Origin of the sequence: Microbispora cellulosiformans, assembly GCF_008728085.1 — a bacterium.
GTDB lineage: Bacteria > Actinomycetota > Actinomycetes > Streptosporangiales > Streptosporangiaceae > Microbispora > Microbispora amethystogenes.
Map to the genome: position 1 here is coordinate 778,542 of NZ_VYTZ01000001.1, position 16,276 is coordinate 794,817.

Consider the following 16,276-nt stretch of genomic DNA (forward strand, 5'->3'; position numbering starts at 1 on the left):
TGTAAGGGGACCGCGGTGCGCGTTTCCCCCGCCCGCTGCGCGGACCTACTCGCCGGCCTCTTCGCGCTTGGCGCGCAGAGCCTCGGCCAGTCGAGCCATGGTGGTGGGCAGCGCGGCGAAGGTGGCGGCAGCCTGGGACTGCTTGGCCTTCAGCGCACCGGCCAGCTTCGCGAGGAGCACCTCACGGGACTCGAGGTCGGCAAGCTTGGTGATCTCGTCGGGGGTCATCGACTTGCCGTCGACGACGCCGCCCTTGATCACCAGGAGGGGGTTGGCCTTGGCGAAGTCACGCAGCCCCTTGGCCGCCTCCACCACGTCGCCCTTGACGAACGCGATGGCGGTCGGGCCCTGGAACAGGTCGTCCAGAGAGGTGATCCCGGCGTTGTTGGCCGCGATCTTGGTCAGCGTGTTCTTCGCCACGGCGAACTTCGCATTCCCACCGAGAGAAACACGCAGCTGCTTGAGCTGCGCGACGGTGAGACCGCGGTATTCGGTCAGAACGGCGGCGCTGGATCCCTCGAACTCATTCTTGAGCTCGGCGATCGCGACGCTCTTCTCCGACTTCGCCATGGGCCTCCTTCCAGATGTGCCGCCGGCGGAAGGCCCTCGGAAAACAGACGAGCCCCGGCGCAGGCGCACGGGGCTTGGGCAGACGTCACACGTCTTCAAGCGTCTCCACACCTACGCGGGCCGTCCACTCACGTGGATCCTTCAGTCATCGGGCTGCACGCCCGGCGACGACCGGCGGTCTTCGGCAGGAGACAGACTACGTTGTCAACCGTCAGGACGGCAAATCGGCGGTGGCGCGCTGCGGCAGCTCGCCCACCTGGTCGGCCGCCGGCGCCTTGATGGAGACCGGCTCGTTGAACGACTTGAACATCGCCGTGGCCTTGAAGGCGCCCGCGTCCGGCTTGCCGCCGTTCAGCTCGACCTTCCGCGGCAGGCCCTGGGCGTCGATCCAGGCGTCGAACTTGACGTCCTTGGCGCCGGCCAGCTCACCGCGCAGCTGCGAGCGCTGGTCCTCGGACAGCTGCTTGACCGCCTCCTCCACCGGGAACGTGCCCGAGTAGTGGGTCGTGTCCACCCCGCCGACCTGCTCGCTGCCCACCGACTTGACGTCCTTGGACGCCGTGAGCAGGGCGGTGCTGGTCTTCAGGTCGAACTGCCGGGCCTGGGCGAGGTACTGGTCGATGTCCACGCCCGCCTGCGAGCCGAGCTGCTTCAGGTCGAGCCTGATGTACGGCTTGGTCGCGCCCAGCAGGTTCTTGAGCATGTCGACCTTCACGTACGCCACTTCGCCGTCGACGATGACGCGCACGCCGCCGGGCAGGTTCTGGCCGTTGAACGACACCTGGCTCAGGTTGATGTCCGTGGCGACCTGCGGGCTCTTCTGGTAGAGCATCGTGCCCTGCACGAGCCCCGCCTGGGCGCCCTTGGCGTCGGTGACGTTCACCACGAGATCCGCGGCGTAGGTGTTGACGTCGTCGGCCTTCTGCGCGCTCTGCTGCAGGACCTCGGACGCCGAGAGCGTGACGTTCTCGAGAGACGGAGTCGCGGTCGTCCCGCAGCCCGCGACCGTGATCGCGGCAACCGCCCCCGCGGCCACTAGTAGTCGTCGCATTTTTCCATCCCTTTCTGGGTTCCCCCTTTACCTGCCCTTGACCCTATTCGCCTAACGCCCTATGTGCGCCGCCCCTGTCGCAACCCTCATGACATGTGCACGAAACCTGCACATAGACAGACAGACAGAAGCCCCCGCCCGATGTCCCGGGCGGGGGCTTCTGTCAGGCTCGGCGGCCTGTTCGGCCGTCGTGGAACGGTCAGGCGTCGATCTCGGCGGTCATCGCCCGCGTCACGTTCGGGTCGACCGGGATGCCGGGGCCCATGGACGTGGTGAAGGTGACCTTCTTGAGGTAGCGGCCCTTGGCGGCCGACGGCTTGAGACGAAGCACCTCGTCCAGCGCGGCGGCGTAGTTCTCCACCAGCTGGCGGTCGTCGAAGGACGCCTTGCCGATGATGAAGTGCAGGTTCGCGTGCCGGTCGACCCGGAACTCGATCTTGCCGCCCTTGATGTCGGTCACGGCCTTGGCCACGGCCGGCGTCACGGTGCCGGTCTTGGGGTTCGGCATGAGGCCACGGGGGCCGAGCACGCGGCCCAGGCGGCCGACCTTGCCCATCATGTCCGGCGTCGCGACGACCGCGTCGAAGTCCAGACGGCCCTTCGACACCTCGTCGATCAGCTCGTCGGAGCCGACGATGTCGGCGCCCGCCGCGCGGGCCTCCTCGGCACGGTCACCGGTCGCGAAGACCAGGACCCGGGCGGTCTTGCCGGTGCCGTGCGGGAGGTTGACGGTGCCGCGGACCATCTGGTCGGCCTTGCGCGGGTCGACGCCCAGCCGCAGGGCCACCTCGACGGTGGCGTCGAACTTCGTGGTCGCCGTCTTCTTGGCCAGCCGCACGCCGTCCAGAGGGGCGTACAGGGCCGCGCGGTCGACCTCGGCCGCCGCGTTCTTCCAGCTCTTGCTGCGCTTCACTTCGTACTCCTAAGGAGATCGTGGTCCGGGCCGCGCCTCGGCCCTCCCACAGCGTTCGAATTCGCCGGTGAGAGTCAGTCGGCGATGGTGATGCCCATGGAGCGGGCGGTGCCGGCGATGATCTTCTCGGCGGCCTCGACGTCGTTGGCGTTGAGGTCCTGCATCTTGGTCTCGGCGATCTGGCGAAGCTGCTCGCGGGTCAGCTTGCCCACCTTGTCCTTGTGCGGGTTCGCGCTGCCCTTCTGCAGACCGGCGGCCTTCTTGATCAACTCAGGCGCCGGCGGCGTCTTCGTGATGAAGGTGAAGCTGCGGTCTTCGAAGATGGTGATCTCGACGGGGATGATGTTGCCCCGCTGGGCCTCCGTCGCAGCGTTGTACTGCTTGACGAAGTCCATGATGTTGACGCCGTGCGGACCGAGCGCGGTACCGACCGGCGGCGCGGGGGTGGCCTGGCCAGCGGGAAGCTGGACCTTCACCAGGGCCGCGACTTTCTTCTTTGGAGGCATTAGTCCTTCTCCGGGTCCTTGGTCCTACAAAAGCCTCACGGCACGCCGGAACACGGCGTGCGTGAGGACGGCTATCGAGTCTACGCGAGCCGGTCAGATCTTCGAGACCTGGTTGAACGACAGCTCAACCGGGGTCTCCCGGCCGAAGATCGAGACGAGGACCTTGAGCTTCTGCGACTCGGCACTGATCTCGCTCACCGTGGCCGGCAGCGTGGCGAACGGCCCGTCCATGACGGTGACCGACTCGCCGACCTCGAAGTCGACGGTCGCGGTGGCCGTCTTGGCCGCGGCCTTCTTGACTTCCTCGGACGGCTCCGGGGCGAGCAGCTTGGCGACCTCGTCGAGGTTCAGCGGGCTCGGCTTGTTCGACAGCCCGACGAAGCCGGTCACACCGGGCGTGTTGCGCACGGCGGCCCAGGACTCGTCGGACAGCTCCATCCGGACCAGCACGTAGCCGGGAAGCACCCGCTCCTTGATCGGAGTCTTCTTGCCGCCCTTGAACTCGGTGATCGTGTGGGTCGGCACCTCGACCTGGAAGATGAAGTCCTCCATGTTGAGGGACCCGATACGGCTCTCGATGTTCTGCTTCACGCGGTTCTCGTAGCCGGCGTAGGAGTGGATGACGTACCACTCGCCGAACTGACCGCGAAGCTGACGCTTGAACTCCTCGACCGGGTCGACATCGGGGAGGACGTCGCCGTCCTCGTCGACCTGCGCGACGTCGACCTCTTCGGCGGCCTCGGCCGAGTCTTCGCCGCCGTCACCGCCGTCAGAGTCGGCGGCCGTGGTCTCCTCGACCTCTTCTACGGCCTCGTCCTGCTCGGTGCCCCACTCGTCATGCTCATCATGGGAGCGGTCGGCCGGCATCGGGGACTCGGACACGGGACTCTTCCTTCTTCGCTTGGTGTCGTGGACGTGCTAAGACGTCTCGGGCCGGATCAGGATCCGCCGAAGACCCACAGCACAGCCTTACCCAGCACGGTGTCGATCCCGAAAACGAGCGCAACCATAATCACGACGAAGACCAGGACGACCACCGTGTACGAGATCAGCTCAGTGCGCCTCGGCCAGATGACCTTACGCAGCTCGGCGACGACCTGCCGGTAGAACAGAGCGGGCGAGGTACGCCTTGCCTTCTTCTCGCCGGTTGGCTTACCGGGCTTTCCAGCGGTCTCGCCGCGGGTGTCGATCGCCACAGTCCTCACCTGATCCGTCGTGTCCGTCGCAGCTTGCGGCGCGCTTTCACGCCATTGTTGCGCGGACCGCACTCCGCAGGGCACGAGGGACTCGAACCCCCAACCGCCGGTTTTGGAGACCGGTGCGCTACCAATTGCGCTAGTGCCCTAGGCCGTGCACCACGATACCCGAGAAACGCGTTGACGCATCCGTCCGTCTCTCACGTGGCCCACTAGTCGGTGAAGTGTACGCGGGAATCACCACTGCGTCGAACCAGAACGCTCGCCCGCCGTCCGGAGACGGTCCGGCGCCGCTCCGGCCCGGGCTCAAAGTTACCGTGCGGACCCGTCCGCGGGCCGGATATGGATGCGAAACCGCGCGGCGCGTCTGGAACGATGGAGGCATGACCCGACCTCGCATCTCCGCACGTATTTCCGCGATCTCCGAGTCCGCGACTCTGGCCGTGGACGCCAAGGCCAAGGCGATGAAGGCGGCCGGTCGGCCGGTCATCGGCTTCGGCGCCGGCGAGCCCGACTTCCCGACGCCCGGCTACATCGTCGAGGCGGCCGTCGAGGCGTGCCGGAACCCCAGGTTCCACAAGTACACGCCCGCCGGAGGCCTGCCCGAGCTCAGGCAGGCGATCGCCGACAAGACGCTGCGCGACAGCGGGTTCCGGGTCGAGGCCGCCCAGGTGCTGGTGACGAACGGCGGCAAGCAGGCGGTCTACGAGGCGTTCGCCACGCTGCTCGACCCCGGTGACGAGGTGCTGGTCGTGGCGCCGTACTGGACGACGTACCCGGAGGCGATCAAGCTCGCGGGCGGCGTCCAGGTCGACGTGGTCACCGACGAGACGACCGGTTACCTCGCCTCGGTCGAGCAGCTGGAGGAGAAGCTGACCGACCGCACGAAGGTGCTGCTGTTCGTGTCGCCGTCCAACCCGACGGGGGCCGTCTACTCCCCCGCCCAGGTCGAGGAGATCGGCCGCTGGGCGCTGGACAAGGGCCTGTGGGTCGTCACCGACGAGATCTACGAGCACCTGGTCTACGGCGAGGCGGAGTTCTCCAGCATCGCCACCGCCGTGCCCGAGCTGCGGGACCGGGTCGTCGTGCTGAACGGCGTGGCCAAGACGTACGCGATGACCGGCTGGCGGGTGGGCTGGCTGATCGGCCCGTCCGACGTGGTCAAGGCGGCCACCAACCTGCAGTCCCACGCCACCTCGAACGTCTCCAACGTCGCGCAGGCCGCCGCGCTCGCCGCGGTCTCCGGCGACCTGTCCGCCGTCGCCGAGATGCGCACGGCCTTCGACCGGCGCCGCCAGACCATGGTCCGGATGCTCAACGAGATCCCCGGCGTGGTCTGCCCCGAGCCGTTCGGCGCGTTCTACGCGTACCCGTCGGTGAAGGCGCTGCTCGGCAAGGAGATCCGCGGCAGGCGCCCGGCGTCGTCGGCCGAGCTGGCCGAGCTCATCCTGGAGGAGGCCGAGGTCGCGCTGGTGCCCGGTGAGGCCTTCGGCACCCCGGGCTACTTCCGCCTCTCCTACGCCCTGGGCGACGACGACCTGGCCGAGGGTGTCAGCCGGCTGGCCAAGCTCCTGTCCGAGGCGCACTAGGACCTCGCCCACCCGGGCTCACCCGGCACGAAGGCCCGGCCCCCGCCACGCGGGACCGGGCCTTCGCCATGCCGGTGATCAGGTGAACGACGGCTTGCGGTCGGCCGCCGTGGACGCGTTCAGGACCAGAGGACGCAGATGGGCGCCGCGACGATCTTCTCGTGGCCGGGGGGCGGGCAGCGCCTCCGGCTTGGGGGGCCGGAGGCGGGGTGGGGGCCGGGGTGGGGTGCGTCAGCGGTCGAGGGCGACTCCGGCGGCGATCTTCCGCAGTTCCCGGTCGGCCGCGCCCCGGCCGAGCTTCGCCTCGTAGTCGGGGCTCATCATCACTTCGATCCCGACGCCGGAAGCGAGCGTCCACGTGATCGTGCGGGTGCCCCCGTCCGTGATCCGGTCGCCTCCCTCCGACAGGCTGACCAGGTACGCCCTCTTGCCGTCGACGTCGACCGGCCTGGCGCCCTGCCCGGCGTAGCCTCTCAGCCGCTTCGCGAGCAGGCTCGCCGCCTCCTTCCGGTAGACGATCAGCTGGATGCTGTACACGCCGGGCTCCTGCCCCGGCTCCACCCAGCTCGTGGTGTAGCTCTCGGTGCCGAACCCGTCCTTGCCCGACCACTTGCCCCATTCGAGGTCCTTGGGCAGGTAACCGACGTGGACGCCGCCGAGCGTCCGGCCGTCCCCGAGGTCGCCGAGGTCCTGCGGCGTCCACGAGGTCTGGGCGTCCGGTGCGGTGTCGGACGTCGAGACGACCGTCGTCGCGATCGTGATCATGACCGCCGCCCCGGCGGGCGCTGTCGTCCCGGCGGCCGGCATCTGCGCGATGACCGTCCCCTCCGGGGCGTCGCCGGTGACGACCTTCACGATCCGCACCGTGTATCCGGCCTCGTCCAGGAGGGTCATGACGTCCCCGGCGCTCTTGCCGACCACGTCGGGGACGACGCCCTCGGGTACGGCGATCGTGTCACCGGGGCCGGTCTCGGACGGAGTCGCCGTCCCCGGAGCGGCGACGCCGGCACCGGCCCCGGTCCCCGGTCCGGCGAGGCCGCCGGCGACCGGGTCGGTGCCGGGCTGAGCGGTCATCGCCACGGGCACCCCCACCGCGACCGCCGCGGTGAGCACGGCGGCTCCCGCCGTACGAAACCGGACAGTGGCGCGGCGGCTGCGCCGCCGGACCGACTGGCCCAGGTACGGCGAGGCGTGCACGCCGGCGACCTGCGCGGCCATCGCGTCCCTCAGCGCTTCTTCGACGTTCATGCCGACGCTCCTTCCAGGTTCTCCATGCGTGCGCGCACGCGGGCGAGGCCGCGGGCGGCCTGGCTCTTGACGGTGCCGACCGAGCAGCCGAGCAGCGCGGCGGTCTCGGCCTCCGACAGGTCCTCCCAGTAGCGGAGGACCAGCACGGCCCGCATCCGGGCCGGCAGTTTCCTGAGTTCGGCGAGCAGCACCTCCCGCAGGCCGAGGTCGGGCGACTCCACCGGCGTCTCAGGCGGCTGGGCGAAGGTGATCTCCCGGATCACCCTGCGCCGCCTCGCCCTGCTGATCGCGCCGTTCACCACGACCCGCCGCGCGTACGCCTCGGGGTTGTCGTGGCGGATGCGCGGCCAGTGGCGGTAGACCTTCTCCAGTGCGCTCTGGACCATGTCCTCGGCGTCGACGGCGGAGGCGCCGCAGACCAGGATCGCGGTGCGCAGCAGGGCGGTGCTGCGCGCGGCCAGGAACTCGTCGAAGGCCGCCTCGTCTTCATCGGTCATGAGCTCCCCTTTCGCCTGTCCACAACGCGCGAGCCCGGCGGCGGGTTGAGAGCGGCATACGGCAGGATATGGAGATGGCACGCCCACTCGACATGCTCCCGAAGGCACACCTGCACCTGCACTTCACCGGTTCCATGCGGCACTCGACGCTCATCGAGCTCGCCCGGGACCAGGGCGTCCATCTGCCCGACGCGCTGGTGCAGGACTGGCCGCCGAAACTGCGGGCGACCGACGAGCGGGGCTGGTTCCGGTTCCAGCGGTTGTACGACATCGCGCGGTCGGTGCTGCGCCGCCCGGAGGACGTCTACCGGCTGCTGCGCGAGGCCGCCGAGGACGAGGCCAGGGAAGGCTCGCGCTGGCTGGAGATCCAGGTCGACCCGTCCGGCTACGCGCAGCGTTTCGGCGGGCTGACCGAGACCCTTGAGCTGATGCTCGACGCGACGGAGAAGGCGGCGCGGGCGGCGGGGATCGGGATGGCGGTGATCGTGGCCGCCAACCGCACCCGGCACATGCTCGACGCCAGGACGCTGGCCCGGCTCGCGGTGCGGTACGAGGGCCGGGGCGTGGTGGGCTTCGGGCTCTCCAACGACGAGCGGCGGGGTCGGGCCAGGGACTTCGAGCACGCCTTCCGCATCGCCAGGCGCGGGGGCCTGCTCGCCGTGCCGCACGGAGGCGAACTGCTGGGGGCGGCGAGCGTCGCCGAGTGCCTCGACGAGCTGTCCGCCGACCGGATCGGGCACGGGGTGCGTGCGGCCGAGTCGCCCCGGCTGATGGAACGGCTGGCCGACCGGCAGGTCACCTGCGAGGTGTGCCCGCTGTCGAACGTCGGGCTGGGGGTCGCCGAGCGGCCGGAGGACGTGCCGCTGCGGCGGCTGTTCGAGGCGGGAGTGCCGATCGCGCTCGGCGCCGACGACCCACTGCTGTTCGGCGCCCGGCTGCTGCCGCAGTACGAGCTCGCCAGAGAGGTGTACGGCTTCGCCGACGCGGAGATCGCCGAGCTCGCCCGGCAGTCCATCCGGTCGTCGGCCGCCCCCGAACCGGTCAGGAAGGAACTCCTGGCCGAGATCGACACCTGGCTCGCCGCTCCCGCCTGATCTCTCCCGTCCGGCCCGCGAGGTCAGCGGCGCAGCAACAGCCGCAGCACGCGCATGGCCCGGGCACGGCGGGCGGAGTCGGCGGAGAACAGGTAGACCGCCGTGAGAACGGCCGGCAGCGACAGGCCGACGACGCCTGCGACGGTCAGCTGGGACAGGATCGTCATGGGGTGGATCCCTTCGAGGAGGCGGCGTGCGCCGCGGGGACGGCCCGGCGGCCGGCGTCATCCCGTGGACCCGCCGTTCGTACGGCGGACAGCCTGCCGCCGGTGATTCGGCGGTGATCCCAGGGTGGAAGACGCCGGAGGCCCGTTGACGGTTACGGCCGATCTTTGACTCCGCCGGACAAGGTCGTACGCCCCCTGACAGGCGCCGTACGTCCGCGTCAGTGACGTCACGCGAAACGCCGTGCGTTGTGCGGTGGTCTGGGATGCTCGTCCACGATGTCCCAGAACTCGTCACCCGGCTCCGGTGAGGAGGCGCTGGCCGCGCTGCGCGACCGGTTACAGGAGCTGTACCGGCGCCGGGGCAGGCCCAGCTACCGCGAGCTGGCCAGGCTGACCGGCCATGCGCTCAGCCACACCACGGTCGGCATGGTGATCCACTGCCGGAGGCTGCCGCGCCTCGGCCAGCTCGAACTCGTCGTCGAGGCTCTGGACGGCGACCCGGAGGCGTACCAGGGCCTGTGGCTCGCCGCCGACGAAGCGGACTCGGCAGCGGACTCGGCAGCGGTGGGCACGCGCCCTCCGGCACGCCCCGGAGGGCCGTACCGGCCGACCGGTACCGCACTTCCTCATGGCGACGCGGTCGACGGCGTGGCGTTCCATCCCGAGGGCCGTCTCCTGGCCACGCACACGGAGGGCAGGAACGCGACGGTGCGGCTGTGGGACGTGACCACCGGTGATCCTCTCGGCGGCCCCCTCGTCACCCACAACGGCTGGGTCCACATGCTGGCCTTCCACCCGGACGGGCACCTTCTCGCCGCCGTGGGCGACGAGGCGTTGCGCCTGTGGGACGGGACCACCGGCGAGTCCGTCGGCGACCCCCTGACCATCCACTCCACAGGGCACCACACCGTGGCCTTCCACCCCGGCGGCCGGCTGATCGCCGTCGGCGGAAACGACGACACCGTGCGGCTGTGGGACGTGACCACCGGCAGGCCCGCGGGCGAGGTCCGTACGGGGCACAGACATCCGGTCTTCGCCATCCGCGCTCTGGCCTTCCACCCGGAGGGCCGGCTGCTGGCGACCGCCGGCAACGACGCGACCGTGCGGGTGTGCGACGTGGTCACCGGCGAAGCGGTCGGCGGACCTCTGGCCGGGCATCAGAGCGAGGTCACGGGGGTGGTCTTCCATCCGGACGGTCATCTGCTCGCGTCCACCGGCAACGACGCGACCGTGCGCCTGTGGGATGTGATGACGGGAGAACCGGTCTGCTCCCCGCTCATGGGGCACATCGGCTTCGTCGCCGATCCGGCCTTCCACCCCGACGGCCACCTGCTCGCCACCGCCGGCCTGGAGGACGGGAACGTGCGGCTGTGGGATGTGTCGGCTCACCGGCCGGTCGGCGAGCCCCTCCCCCACAGCGGCTCCGTCGGCGCGCTGGCCTTCCACCCGGACGGTCACCTGCTGGCCACCGGCGGCAGGGACGCGACGCTGCGGCTGTGGCGGGGCGAGTCCACGCCGGAGCCGCACCTGTCGCGCCGCCGCGCCGAGCGGCTGCGAGCCCGGCTCACGGCCGTCCGGGAGGATCGTGACCGGCTGGCGCGCGAGGTCGCCGCCTCAGCGGACGGAGGAGGCGATCCGTAGGGCCTCGTCGCGGCCGGGGCCCTCAAGGCGCAGCCCGACCAGGCCGTGCTGCCAGATGAGCGTGGGCCCGGCCACCCGCTCCTCCCGTGCCCGGCCCTGCGCCGACACGTACGACACGCCGTGGTTCCGGGAGATCCACCAGCCGTCGACCGCACTCACCTGCTCCGGCCACGGCTCTCCCAGTTCCTTGTGCCAGACCACGGTCAGCGTCCCGTCGTACTCGTCGAGCCGGATACCCGGCCACAACAGGGTCACGACCCGGCCGCCGTCGGCCACGCGGACGTCCGCCGGCTCGCCCAGCGCGGACGGCACGACGACGGGAAACCGCACGGCCCTCCGCGCCTCGGCGAGCGTGACCCGGCGCTCTCCCGGGAGCGGGCCGGGCAGGCCCGTCGGCAGCGGCGCCACGCCGCCGACGTGGATCTCGACCCCGGCGAACCGGAGCACCGACACCACCGCGGCCCGTCCCTGCGGGGTCGCGCCGAGCAGCGCCGACACCAGCACCGCCACCAGGGCGGCCGCCAGGCGCGGCGACGGCCGCCTGATCCACCACCTGGGCCGCCACCCCTGCCCCCAGCCGGGCCGGCGAGCGGGCAGGATCGGCGCGTCCTCGTTCTCCAGCCGGGCCCGGACCGCGAGCGCCACCTCGGCCGGGGGCGGCCCGGAAGCGCCCAGGTGCTCTCCGAGCGCCCGCAGCCGAGCCTCCAGCGCCTCCGTCCCTGCCGGCTCCGTCGTCTCAGGGATGTCCGGGTCGCCGGAGCGGCCGTCGTCAGAGATGCTCACGGCCCACCTCCTCCCGCAGGCGTCGCAGGGCCCGGAACGTCCGCGACTTCACCGTGCCGAGCCGTACGCCGAGAACCTCGGCCGTCTCCGCCTCGGACAACTGCAGGAAATACCGGCACACCACCGCTTCGCGTTCCCCGTCCGGCAGACGCCGTACCGCCTCGTACAGGCGGCTCCGGCCGTCGGCGCCGACCGCCGCGCTCTCCGGGTCGTCCGTCCCGTCCGGCGTGTACGGCTCCCGCTCCAGCCGTACGGCGAGGTCGGAGCGGCGGCCACGCGACCGGGTGAGGTCGTGGGTCACGTTGGCCACGATCCGCAGGAACCACGGGCGGAACGACGCGTCCCTGCGGAAGCTCCGCAGGTGACGGAACGCCCTGACGAAGGCGTCCTGGACGACGTCCTCGGCCTCGTCGCCCGCGCCGAGCAGGCTCGCCGTACGGTGGGCGATCGCGCTGTAGCGGGTGACCAGCACCTCGTAGGCGCCGAGATCACCGGCCAGCGCGCGGGTCACAGCCTCGTCGTCGTCCATCGGGGGGAATGTCGCTCGGGGGGCGTCGGAAAGGTGAAGACTGTGACTCCTCCGCTCCCTGAAGGGAGCGGCTTCTCGCTAAGCCGCTTCCGCAGCGTCGCGAAGGGCAAGCCCTGCCCTGAGGATGTTCTTGGCCGCGTTCACGTCGGCGTGCGCCTCGTGGCCGCACACCTGGCATCGGAACTCGGCCTGGGTGACGCGGTTCTCCTTCGCGCAGTGCCCGCAACGCGAGCACGTGCGGGAGGTGCCGGCAGGGTTCACCGCGATCAGCTCTCGACCGGCGCTTTCAGCCTTGTGCGCGAGCACACGCAGGAACACCCCCCAACCCGCGTCCAGGATCGACCTGTTGAGGCCGGACTTCTGCGCGACGTTCCGGCCGGGCTGGGCGATCGTGCCGGAGGCCGAGCGGGTCATGTTCACGATCCGCAGGTCCTCGTGCACGATCACGTCGTAGTCGCGGACCAGTGCGAACGCGGCCTTGTGCGCGCCGTCCAACCGCTGGCGGCGCACCCTGGCGTGCAGCGCGGCGACTCTGGCAGCGGCCTTACCGCCGCGCTTGCTCCCGCGCTTTGTGCGGGCGAGCGCCTGCTGTGCCGTCGCGAGACGGCCGGCGGACGCGGCAAGGCGGCGCGGGTTGTCCAGACGCTCCCCGTCGCTGGTGGTGACCAGCGAGGCCACACCCATGTCCAGCCCGACCGCCGCGCCGGTCGCGGGAAGGGTTTCGGCGGGCACGTCATCGCACGACAGGATCACATACCAGCGGGCGCCCTCCCGCTTGACGCTGATCGTCTTGACGGTGCCGAGCACACGGCGGTGCTGGTGAACCCGGACATGCCCGATGCCCTGCAGTCGCACGTAGGTCGCGGCCGGGTGCTCGGGCTGGGAGTCCCACCGGCAGCCGTCGCCGTCCCTGGGCCACTCCACCGTGTCGAACCAGCCGCGCCCCTTGAACCGGGGAAACCCCGGTGTGCGCCCGGCCTTCACCCGAGTGAAGAACGCCGCGAACGCCTTGTCCAACCGGCGCAGGGTGGCCTGCTGGGAGGAGAACGACCACCGGCCCTGCCCATCAGGGTCGTCGGCGCGAATGTGCTTCAACTCGCCCGACTGGTCACCGTACCGAACCGTCACCCCAGCCCTGCGGTAGGCCGTACGGCGGTGCTCCAAAGCGGCGTTATACAGCTCCCGGTGGTCGTGCAGGCACGCGGCGAGCGCGGCCGCCTGCTTGGCCGTGGGACGCAGCAGGAACGTGAACGATCTGCGCACGCCCACCTCCCACATGCGGGAACAAGAACACCACGGTATCGCCTTACACCGACGAAACCTGGAAAGAAAACCGTGATGCGCAGACCCCGCAGGTCAGAGCACACTCGGGCCTTGGCGGCCCGCCCGCTCCCGATTCCCCCGTCGCCTCAAGGCGACGGCCCCCTCGGGAGAATCTGATGGGGGGACGGATGATCCGTCCACGAACTACGGGGAAAAGACCGTGAGAACCCCGAAGCGTGTCTCAGCCCACCCCCGCGGCGAAGCGGATACCGGCCGATGGGACGGGCACTACACTTTCCACGATCGTCAGCCGCTGCAAACGAGGATTCTATGTCTGGGTATGACCGAGTAGTCCAGCCGGCCGCCGGTGACGAGGCTCTGGAGAACCACCTCGGCGGCGACGAGGCCAAGAACTACCGGCAGTACGAGTTCGACATGGTCGCGCCGCACGTCGGGCGGTCGCTGCTGGAGATCGGTTCGGGGCTCGGGCACTTCGCGGAGCAGTTCCTGCCGCGCCTGGACCGGCTCGTGGTGAGCGATTTCGATCCCTACTGCGTGGAGCAGTTGCGGAAGCGGTTCGCCGACCGCGACGACATATCGGTGCTGCAGTTCGGCCTGCCGACCCAGATTCCGCTGGACGAGCCGGTCGACACGGTCGTGATGATGAACGTCCTCGAGCACATCGAGGAGGACACCGAGGCGCTGCGATCCCTGGCCAGGGTGACCGCCCCCGGCGGCCGGATCGTCATCTGGGTGCCGGGCTACATGCAGCTTTACGGGGACTTCGACCGCAAGGTGGGACACGTCACCCGCTACACCCCGGCCACGCTCCGCAAGACGGTCACCGACGCCGGTCTCGGCGTCGAGGTGCTCAAGCCGATCAACTTCCTCGGCGGCATCGCCTGGTGGGCGGCCGTGCGGCGGGGCGGTGTGGGCTATCCCGACCCCCGGCTCGTCAAGATCTACGACCGGACCGTGGTGCCGGTGACCCGGTTCATCGAGCGGTTCGTCACCCCGCCGTTCGGCCAGACCGTGTTCTGCGTCGCCCGCGTTCCGAGGTAGGTCGCCCGCGTCGCCCGCCTCCCGGAATCGACCGGCGGAATGCGACCAAGGACGTAGACCTGCACAATGGGTCCCCAATGAGTGAAACCAGGATCCTCGTCGTGGAGGACGAGCCGAACATCAGAGACATCGTGGAAGTCGCCCTGCGGTTCCACGGTTTCACGGTGACGGCCGTCGGCACCGGGGCGGCGGCGATCGACGAGGTCGGCAGGGACCAGCCCGACCTGGTCGTCCTCGACGTCATGCTGCCCGACATCGACGGCTTCGAGGTGTGCCGGCGGATCCGCGTGGACGGCGTCCATCCCCCGGTGATCTTCCTCACCGCCCGCGACGCGGTCGCCGACACCGTGCGCGGGCTGGGCCTCGGCGGGGACGACTACGTGACCAAGCCCTTCTCCGTCGAGGCGCTGGTCGCCCGGATCCGTGCGGTGCTGCGCCGTACGACCGTGCCCGCCGCGGCCGAGCGGGGCCAGGGGCCGACCCTCCGGGTGGCCGACCTAGAGCTCGACGAGGCGCGGTGGGAGGTGCGCCGCGGCGGCGTGCCAGTGGACCTGTCGCCGACCGAGTTCCGCCTGCTGGCGTTCCTGATGGCCAACGCCGGGCTGGTGCTCACCAAGAGACGCCTGCTGGAGGAGGTCTGGGGCTACGGCGGGAGCTCGCAGGTGCTCGAAACGTACATCTCCTACCTGCGGCGCAAGCTCGACCCGCTCGGGCCGCCGCTGATCCACACCCAGCGCGGCATCGGGTACGCGCTGCGCCCGCCCCAGGGTTCCTGATGTCGCTGCGGACGCGGCTGCTCGCCGGGCTGCTCGGCGTGAGCGCCGTCCTGCTCGTCGTGCTCTCCCTGGCCAGCGTCCTCGTCCTGCGCGGGCACCTGCGTACGCGCCTGGAGGGGCAGGTGCAGGCGGCGACGGTCACGGCGGCGCGGCGGGTGGTCGAGGACGACCCGCTGGCGCAGGCGCTGACCGGCTCCACCTACGCCGTCGCCGCCTATGACATGGCCAACGGAACGGCCCATCTGGTCAGCGGCGACGCCGACAACGCCGCGGTGGTCCCCGGGCTGGCCGAGGCGCTGGGCCGGAACCGGCTGCTGGCGTACGCCGCGCGGGGCGACACCTTCGACCTCGATCCCGGTGGGGAGAACGAGATGATCGCGGCGGCCGCGTTGTCCCGGAGCGGCCTGCGGCTGATGGTCGTCGCGGTGCCCCTGGACGCGGTCGACGACCCGGTGCGCCATCTTCTCGTCAGCGAACTGACGACCGGCGGGGTGCTGATCCTGCTGCTGGCCGCCGGCGGACGGCTGCTGATCGCCGGTGGTCTGGCTCCCCTGGGCAAGATGGCGCGGACCGCCCACCTGGTGGCCGAGGGAGGGGATCTCTCGGCCCGCATGCCCGAGGGGCCGTCGGAGGTGGGCAGGCTCGGCGCCGCGATCAACCTCATGCTCGACCGGATCGCGGACGCCTTCAGGGACCGCCAGGCGTCGGAGGACCGGGTGCGCCGCTTCGCCACCGACGCCTCCCACGAGCTGCGCACCCCGCTCTCGACCATCTCGGGGTACGCCGAGCTGTACCGGGCGGGCGCGATCCCGTCCGAGGACCTTCCGAAGATCATGGGGAGGATCGAGGCCGAGGCCAACCGCATGGGCCGCCTGGTGGGCGAGATGCTGGAGCTCGCGCGGCTCGACCGGGGCGCGGCCCTGGCGCTCGCCGAGACCGACCTGGCGGAGCTGGCCCGGGAGGTCGCGGCCGACTCGGCGGCCCTCGACCCGGCGTACCCGGTGACCGTGGACGCCCCGTCCTCGCTGGTCGCGGTGGTGGACGAGGCCAGGATCCGCCAGGTGCTGGTCAACCTGCTCGGCAACGTGCGGGCGCACACCCCCGAGGAGACCAAGGCCACCGTACGGATCCTGCGCGCCCCCGGCGCGGTGACGATCCAGGTGTCGGACACCGGCCCCGGCATGAGCCCGGAGCAGGCCGAGCGCGCCTTCGACCGGTTCCAGCGGGGAGAGGACCATCTGTCGGGCGGTGCCGGGCTCGGCCTGTCGATCGTGAAAGCCATCGTGGAGGCGCACGGCGGCCGGTGCCGGATCATCTCCTCCCCCGGCGGAGGCATGGCCGTACATATCGGGCTCCCGGTGGTGCAAAAGGCTACTGGCGGGTAGGTAACG

18 protein-coding genes and 1 tRNA gene are annotated in these 16,276 nt (G+C 70.7%); 6 read left to right on the forward strand and 13 right to left on the reverse strand.

Translation table 11 applies throughout. The features are described from left to right. Positions 1–45 precede the first annotated feature (45 nt). From rplJ to F5972_RS03295, 7 genes are all read right to left on the reverse strand, one after another. Positions 46–570: a 50S ribosomal protein L10 gene (gene rplJ, locus F5972_RS03265; RefSeq protein WP_150930867.1), complete on the reverse strand. Its 525-nt coding sequence runs from the start codon at positions 568–570 to the stop codon at positions 46–48. 211 nt (positions 571–781) lie between these two features. Beyond that, entirely contained in the window at positions 782–1,621 is an 840-nt protein-coding gene (locus tag F5972_RS03270) for a LolA-like protein (protein WP_150930869.1), read from the reverse strand. Between the two features lie 199 nt (positions 1,622–1,820). Next, positions 1,821–2,534 (reverse strand): 50S ribosomal protein L1, encoded by a 714-nt coding sequence (rplA, locus tag F5972_RS03275; RefSeq protein WP_111699920.1) that lies wholly within the window; start codon positions 2,532–2,534, stop codon positions 1,821–1,823. Between the two features lie 74 nt (positions 2,535–2,608). Next, entirely contained in the window at positions 2,609–3,040 is a 432-nt protein-coding gene (rplK, locus tag F5972_RS03280; protein WP_139580512.1) for a 50S ribosomal protein L11, read from the reverse strand. A gap of 93 nt (positions 3,041–3,133) precedes the next feature. Next, positions 3,134–3,922 (reverse strand): transcription termination/antitermination protein NusG, encoded by a 789-nt coding sequence (gene nusG, locus F5972_RS03285; RefSeq protein WP_225311117.1) that lies wholly within the window; start codon positions 3,920–3,922, stop codon positions 3,134–3,136. A gap of 56 nt (positions 3,923–3,978) precedes the next feature. Further along, positions 3,979–4,236 (reverse strand): preprotein translocase subunit SecE, encoded by a 258-nt coding sequence (gene secE / locus F5972_RS03290; protein WP_111699923.1) that lies wholly within the window; start codon positions 4,234–4,236, stop codon positions 3,979–3,981. A 76-nt stretch (positions 4,237–4,312) separates the two neighbouring features. Next, a tRNA-Trp gene (locus tag F5972_RS03295) sits at positions 4,313–4,385 on the reverse strand. 234 nt (positions 4,386–4,619) lie between these two features. On the opposite strand from F5972_RS03295, the gene F5972_RS03300 reads away from it, so the two are divergent. Then, complete coding sequence (locus F5972_RS03300) at positions 4,620–5,825, forward strand: pyridoxal phosphate-dependent aminotransferase (RefSeq protein ID WP_150930871.1); 1,206 nt, start codon at positions 4,620–4,622, stop codon at positions 5,823–5,825. Between the two features lie 231 nt (positions 5,826–6,056). Here the strand turns inward: F5972_RS03300 and F5972_RS03305 are convergent, their stop codons facing one another. Both F5972_RS03305 and F5972_RS03310 read right to left on the reverse strand, forming a co-directional pair. Further along, entirely contained in the window at positions 6,057–7,073 is a 1,017-nt protein-coding gene (locus F5972_RS03305; RefSeq protein ID WP_150930873.1) for a PASTA domain-containing protein, read from the reverse strand. Next, a complete protein-coding gene (locus tag F5972_RS03310) occupies positions 7,070–7,570 on the reverse strand; it encodes a SigE family RNA polymerase sigma factor (RefSeq protein ID WP_150930875.1) in 501 nt (166 codons plus the stop codon). The genes F5972_RS03305 and F5972_RS03310 overlap by 4 nt, the downstream gene beginning before the upstream one ends. A gap of 74 nt (positions 7,571–7,644) precedes the next feature. On the opposite strand from F5972_RS03310, the gene F5972_RS03315 reads away from it, so the two are divergent. Then, positions 7,645–8,664 carry an adenosine deaminase gene (locus tag F5972_RS03315; RefSeq protein ID WP_150930877.1) on the forward strand — a complete coding sequence of 340 codons (1,020 nt, stop codon included), beginning with the start codon at positions 7,645–7,647 and terminating at the stop codon, positions 8,662–8,664. Between the two features lie 23 nt (positions 8,665–8,687). Here the strand turns inward: F5972_RS03315 and F5972_RS36885 are convergent, their stop codons facing one another. After that, complete coding sequence (locus tag F5972_RS36885) at positions 8,688–8,831, reverse strand: hypothetical protein (protein WP_191909914.1); 144 nt, start codon at positions 8,829–8,831, stop codon at positions 8,688–8,690. A gap of 276 nt (positions 8,832–9,107) precedes the next feature. Between F5972_RS36885 and F5972_RS03320 the strand changes: the two genes are divergently transcribed. Continuing rightward, a complete protein-coding gene (locus F5972_RS03320) occupies positions 9,108–10,472 on the forward strand; it encodes a WD40 repeat domain-containing protein (RefSeq protein ID WP_150930878.1) in 1,365 nt (454 codons plus the stop codon). On the opposite strand, the gene F5972_RS03325 is transcribed toward F5972_RS03320, so the two are convergent. From F5972_RS03325 to F5972_RS03335, 3 genes are all read right to left on the reverse strand, one after another. Next, entirely contained in the window at positions 10,446–11,255 is an 810-nt protein-coding gene (locus F5972_RS03325) for a hypothetical protein (RefSeq protein WP_150930880.1), read from the reverse strand. The genes F5972_RS03320 and F5972_RS03325 overlap by 27 nt on opposite strands. Further along, complete coding sequence (locus tag F5972_RS03330) at positions 11,242–11,784, reverse strand: RNA polymerase sigma factor (RefSeq protein ID WP_150930882.1); 543 nt, start codon at positions 11,782–11,784, stop codon at positions 11,242–11,244. The genes F5972_RS03325 and F5972_RS03330 overlap by 14 nt, the downstream gene beginning before the upstream one ends. A gap of 78 nt (positions 11,785–11,862) precedes the next feature. Further along, positions 11,863–13,047 carry an RNA-guided endonuclease InsQ/TnpB family protein gene (locus F5972_RS03335; RefSeq protein ID WP_225311118.1) on the reverse strand — a complete coding sequence of 395 codons (1,185 nt, stop codon included), beginning with the start codon at positions 13,045–13,047 and terminating at the stop codon, positions 11,863–11,865. Between the two features lie 330 nt (positions 13,048–13,377). Between F5972_RS03335 and F5972_RS03340 the strand changes: the two genes are divergently transcribed. The 3 genes from F5972_RS03340 (at position 13,378) to F5972_RS03350 (ending at position 16,270) form a co-directional block, all read left to right on the forward strand. Then, a complete protein-coding gene (locus F5972_RS03340) occupies positions 13,378–14,109 on the forward strand; it encodes a class I SAM-dependent methyltransferase (RefSeq protein ID WP_150930886.1) in 732 nt (243 codons plus the stop codon). A gap of 77 nt (positions 14,110–14,186) precedes the next feature. Continuing rightward, positions 14,187–14,885, forward strand: a complete 699-nt coding sequence (locus tag F5972_RS03345) for a response regulator transcription factor (RefSeq protein ID WP_111699932.1) — start codon at positions 14,187–14,189, stop codon at positions 14,883–14,885. Then, the gene (locus tag F5972_RS03350) at positions 14,885–16,270 is read left to right on the forward strand and encodes a sensor histidine kinase (protein WP_150930888.1); all 1,386 of its coding nucleotides are present in this window, start codon (positions 14,885–14,887) and stop codon (positions 16,268–16,270) included. The genes F5972_RS03345 and F5972_RS03350 overlap by 1 nt, the downstream gene beginning before the upstream one ends. The last annotated feature ends 6 nt before the right edge of the window (positions 16,271–16,276 follow it).

Excerpts from the sequence above, each read along its gene's own strand:
- F5972_RS03300 (WP_150930871.1), top strand. The coding sequence starts at position 4,620 with ATGACCCGACCTCGCATCTCCGCACGTATTTCCGCGATCTCCGAGTCC.
- F5972_RS03350 (WP_150930888.1), top strand. The coding sequence starts at position 14,885 with ATGTCGCTGCGGACGCGGCTGCTCGCCGGGCTGCTCGGCGTGAGCGCC.
- rplJ (WP_150930867.1), bottom strand. The coding sequence starts at position 570 with ATGGCGAAGTCGGAGAAGAGCGTCGCGATCGCCGAGCTCAAGAATGAG.
- F5972_RS03345 (WP_111699932.1), top strand. The coding sequence starts at position 14,187 with ATGAGTGAAACCAGGATCCTCGTCGTGGAGGACGAGCCGAACATCAGA.
- F5972_RS03310 (WP_150930875.1), bottom strand. The coding sequence starts at position 7,570 with ATGACCGATGAAGACGAGGCGGCCTTCGACGAGTTCCTGGCCGCGCGC.
- F5972_RS03315 (WP_150930877.1), top strand. The coding sequence starts at position 7,645 with ATGGCACGCCCACTCGACATGCTCCCGAAGGCACACCTGCACCTGCAC.
- F5972_RS03330 (WP_150930882.1), bottom strand. The coding sequence starts at position 11,784 with ATGGACGACGACGAGGCTGTGACCCGCGCGCTGGCCGGTGATCTCGGC.
- rplK (WP_139580512.1), bottom strand. The coding sequence starts at position 3,040 with ATGCCTCCAAAGAAGAAAGTCGCGGCCCTGGTGAAGGTCCAGCTTCCC.
- F5972_RS03305 (WP_150930873.1), bottom strand. The coding sequence starts at position 7,073 with ATGAACGTCGAAGAAGCGCTGAGGGACGCGATGGCCGCGCAGGTCGCC.
- F5972_RS03270 (WP_150930869.1), bottom strand. The coding sequence starts at position 1,621 with ATGCGACGACTACTAGTGGCCGCGGGGGCGGTTGCCGCGATCACGGTC.
- F5972_RS03340 (WP_150930886.1), top strand. The coding sequence starts at position 13,378 with ATGTCTGGGTATGACCGAGTAGTCCAGCCGGCCGCCGGTGACGAGGCT.
- F5972_RS03320 (WP_150930878.1), top strand. The coding sequence starts at position 9,108 with ATGTCCCAGAACTCGTCACCCGGCTCCGGTGAGGAGGCGCTGGCCGCG.
- F5972_RS36885 (WP_191909914.1), bottom strand. The coding sequence starts at position 8,831 with ATGACGATCCTGTCCCAGCTGACCGTCGCAGGCGTCGTCGGCCTGTCG.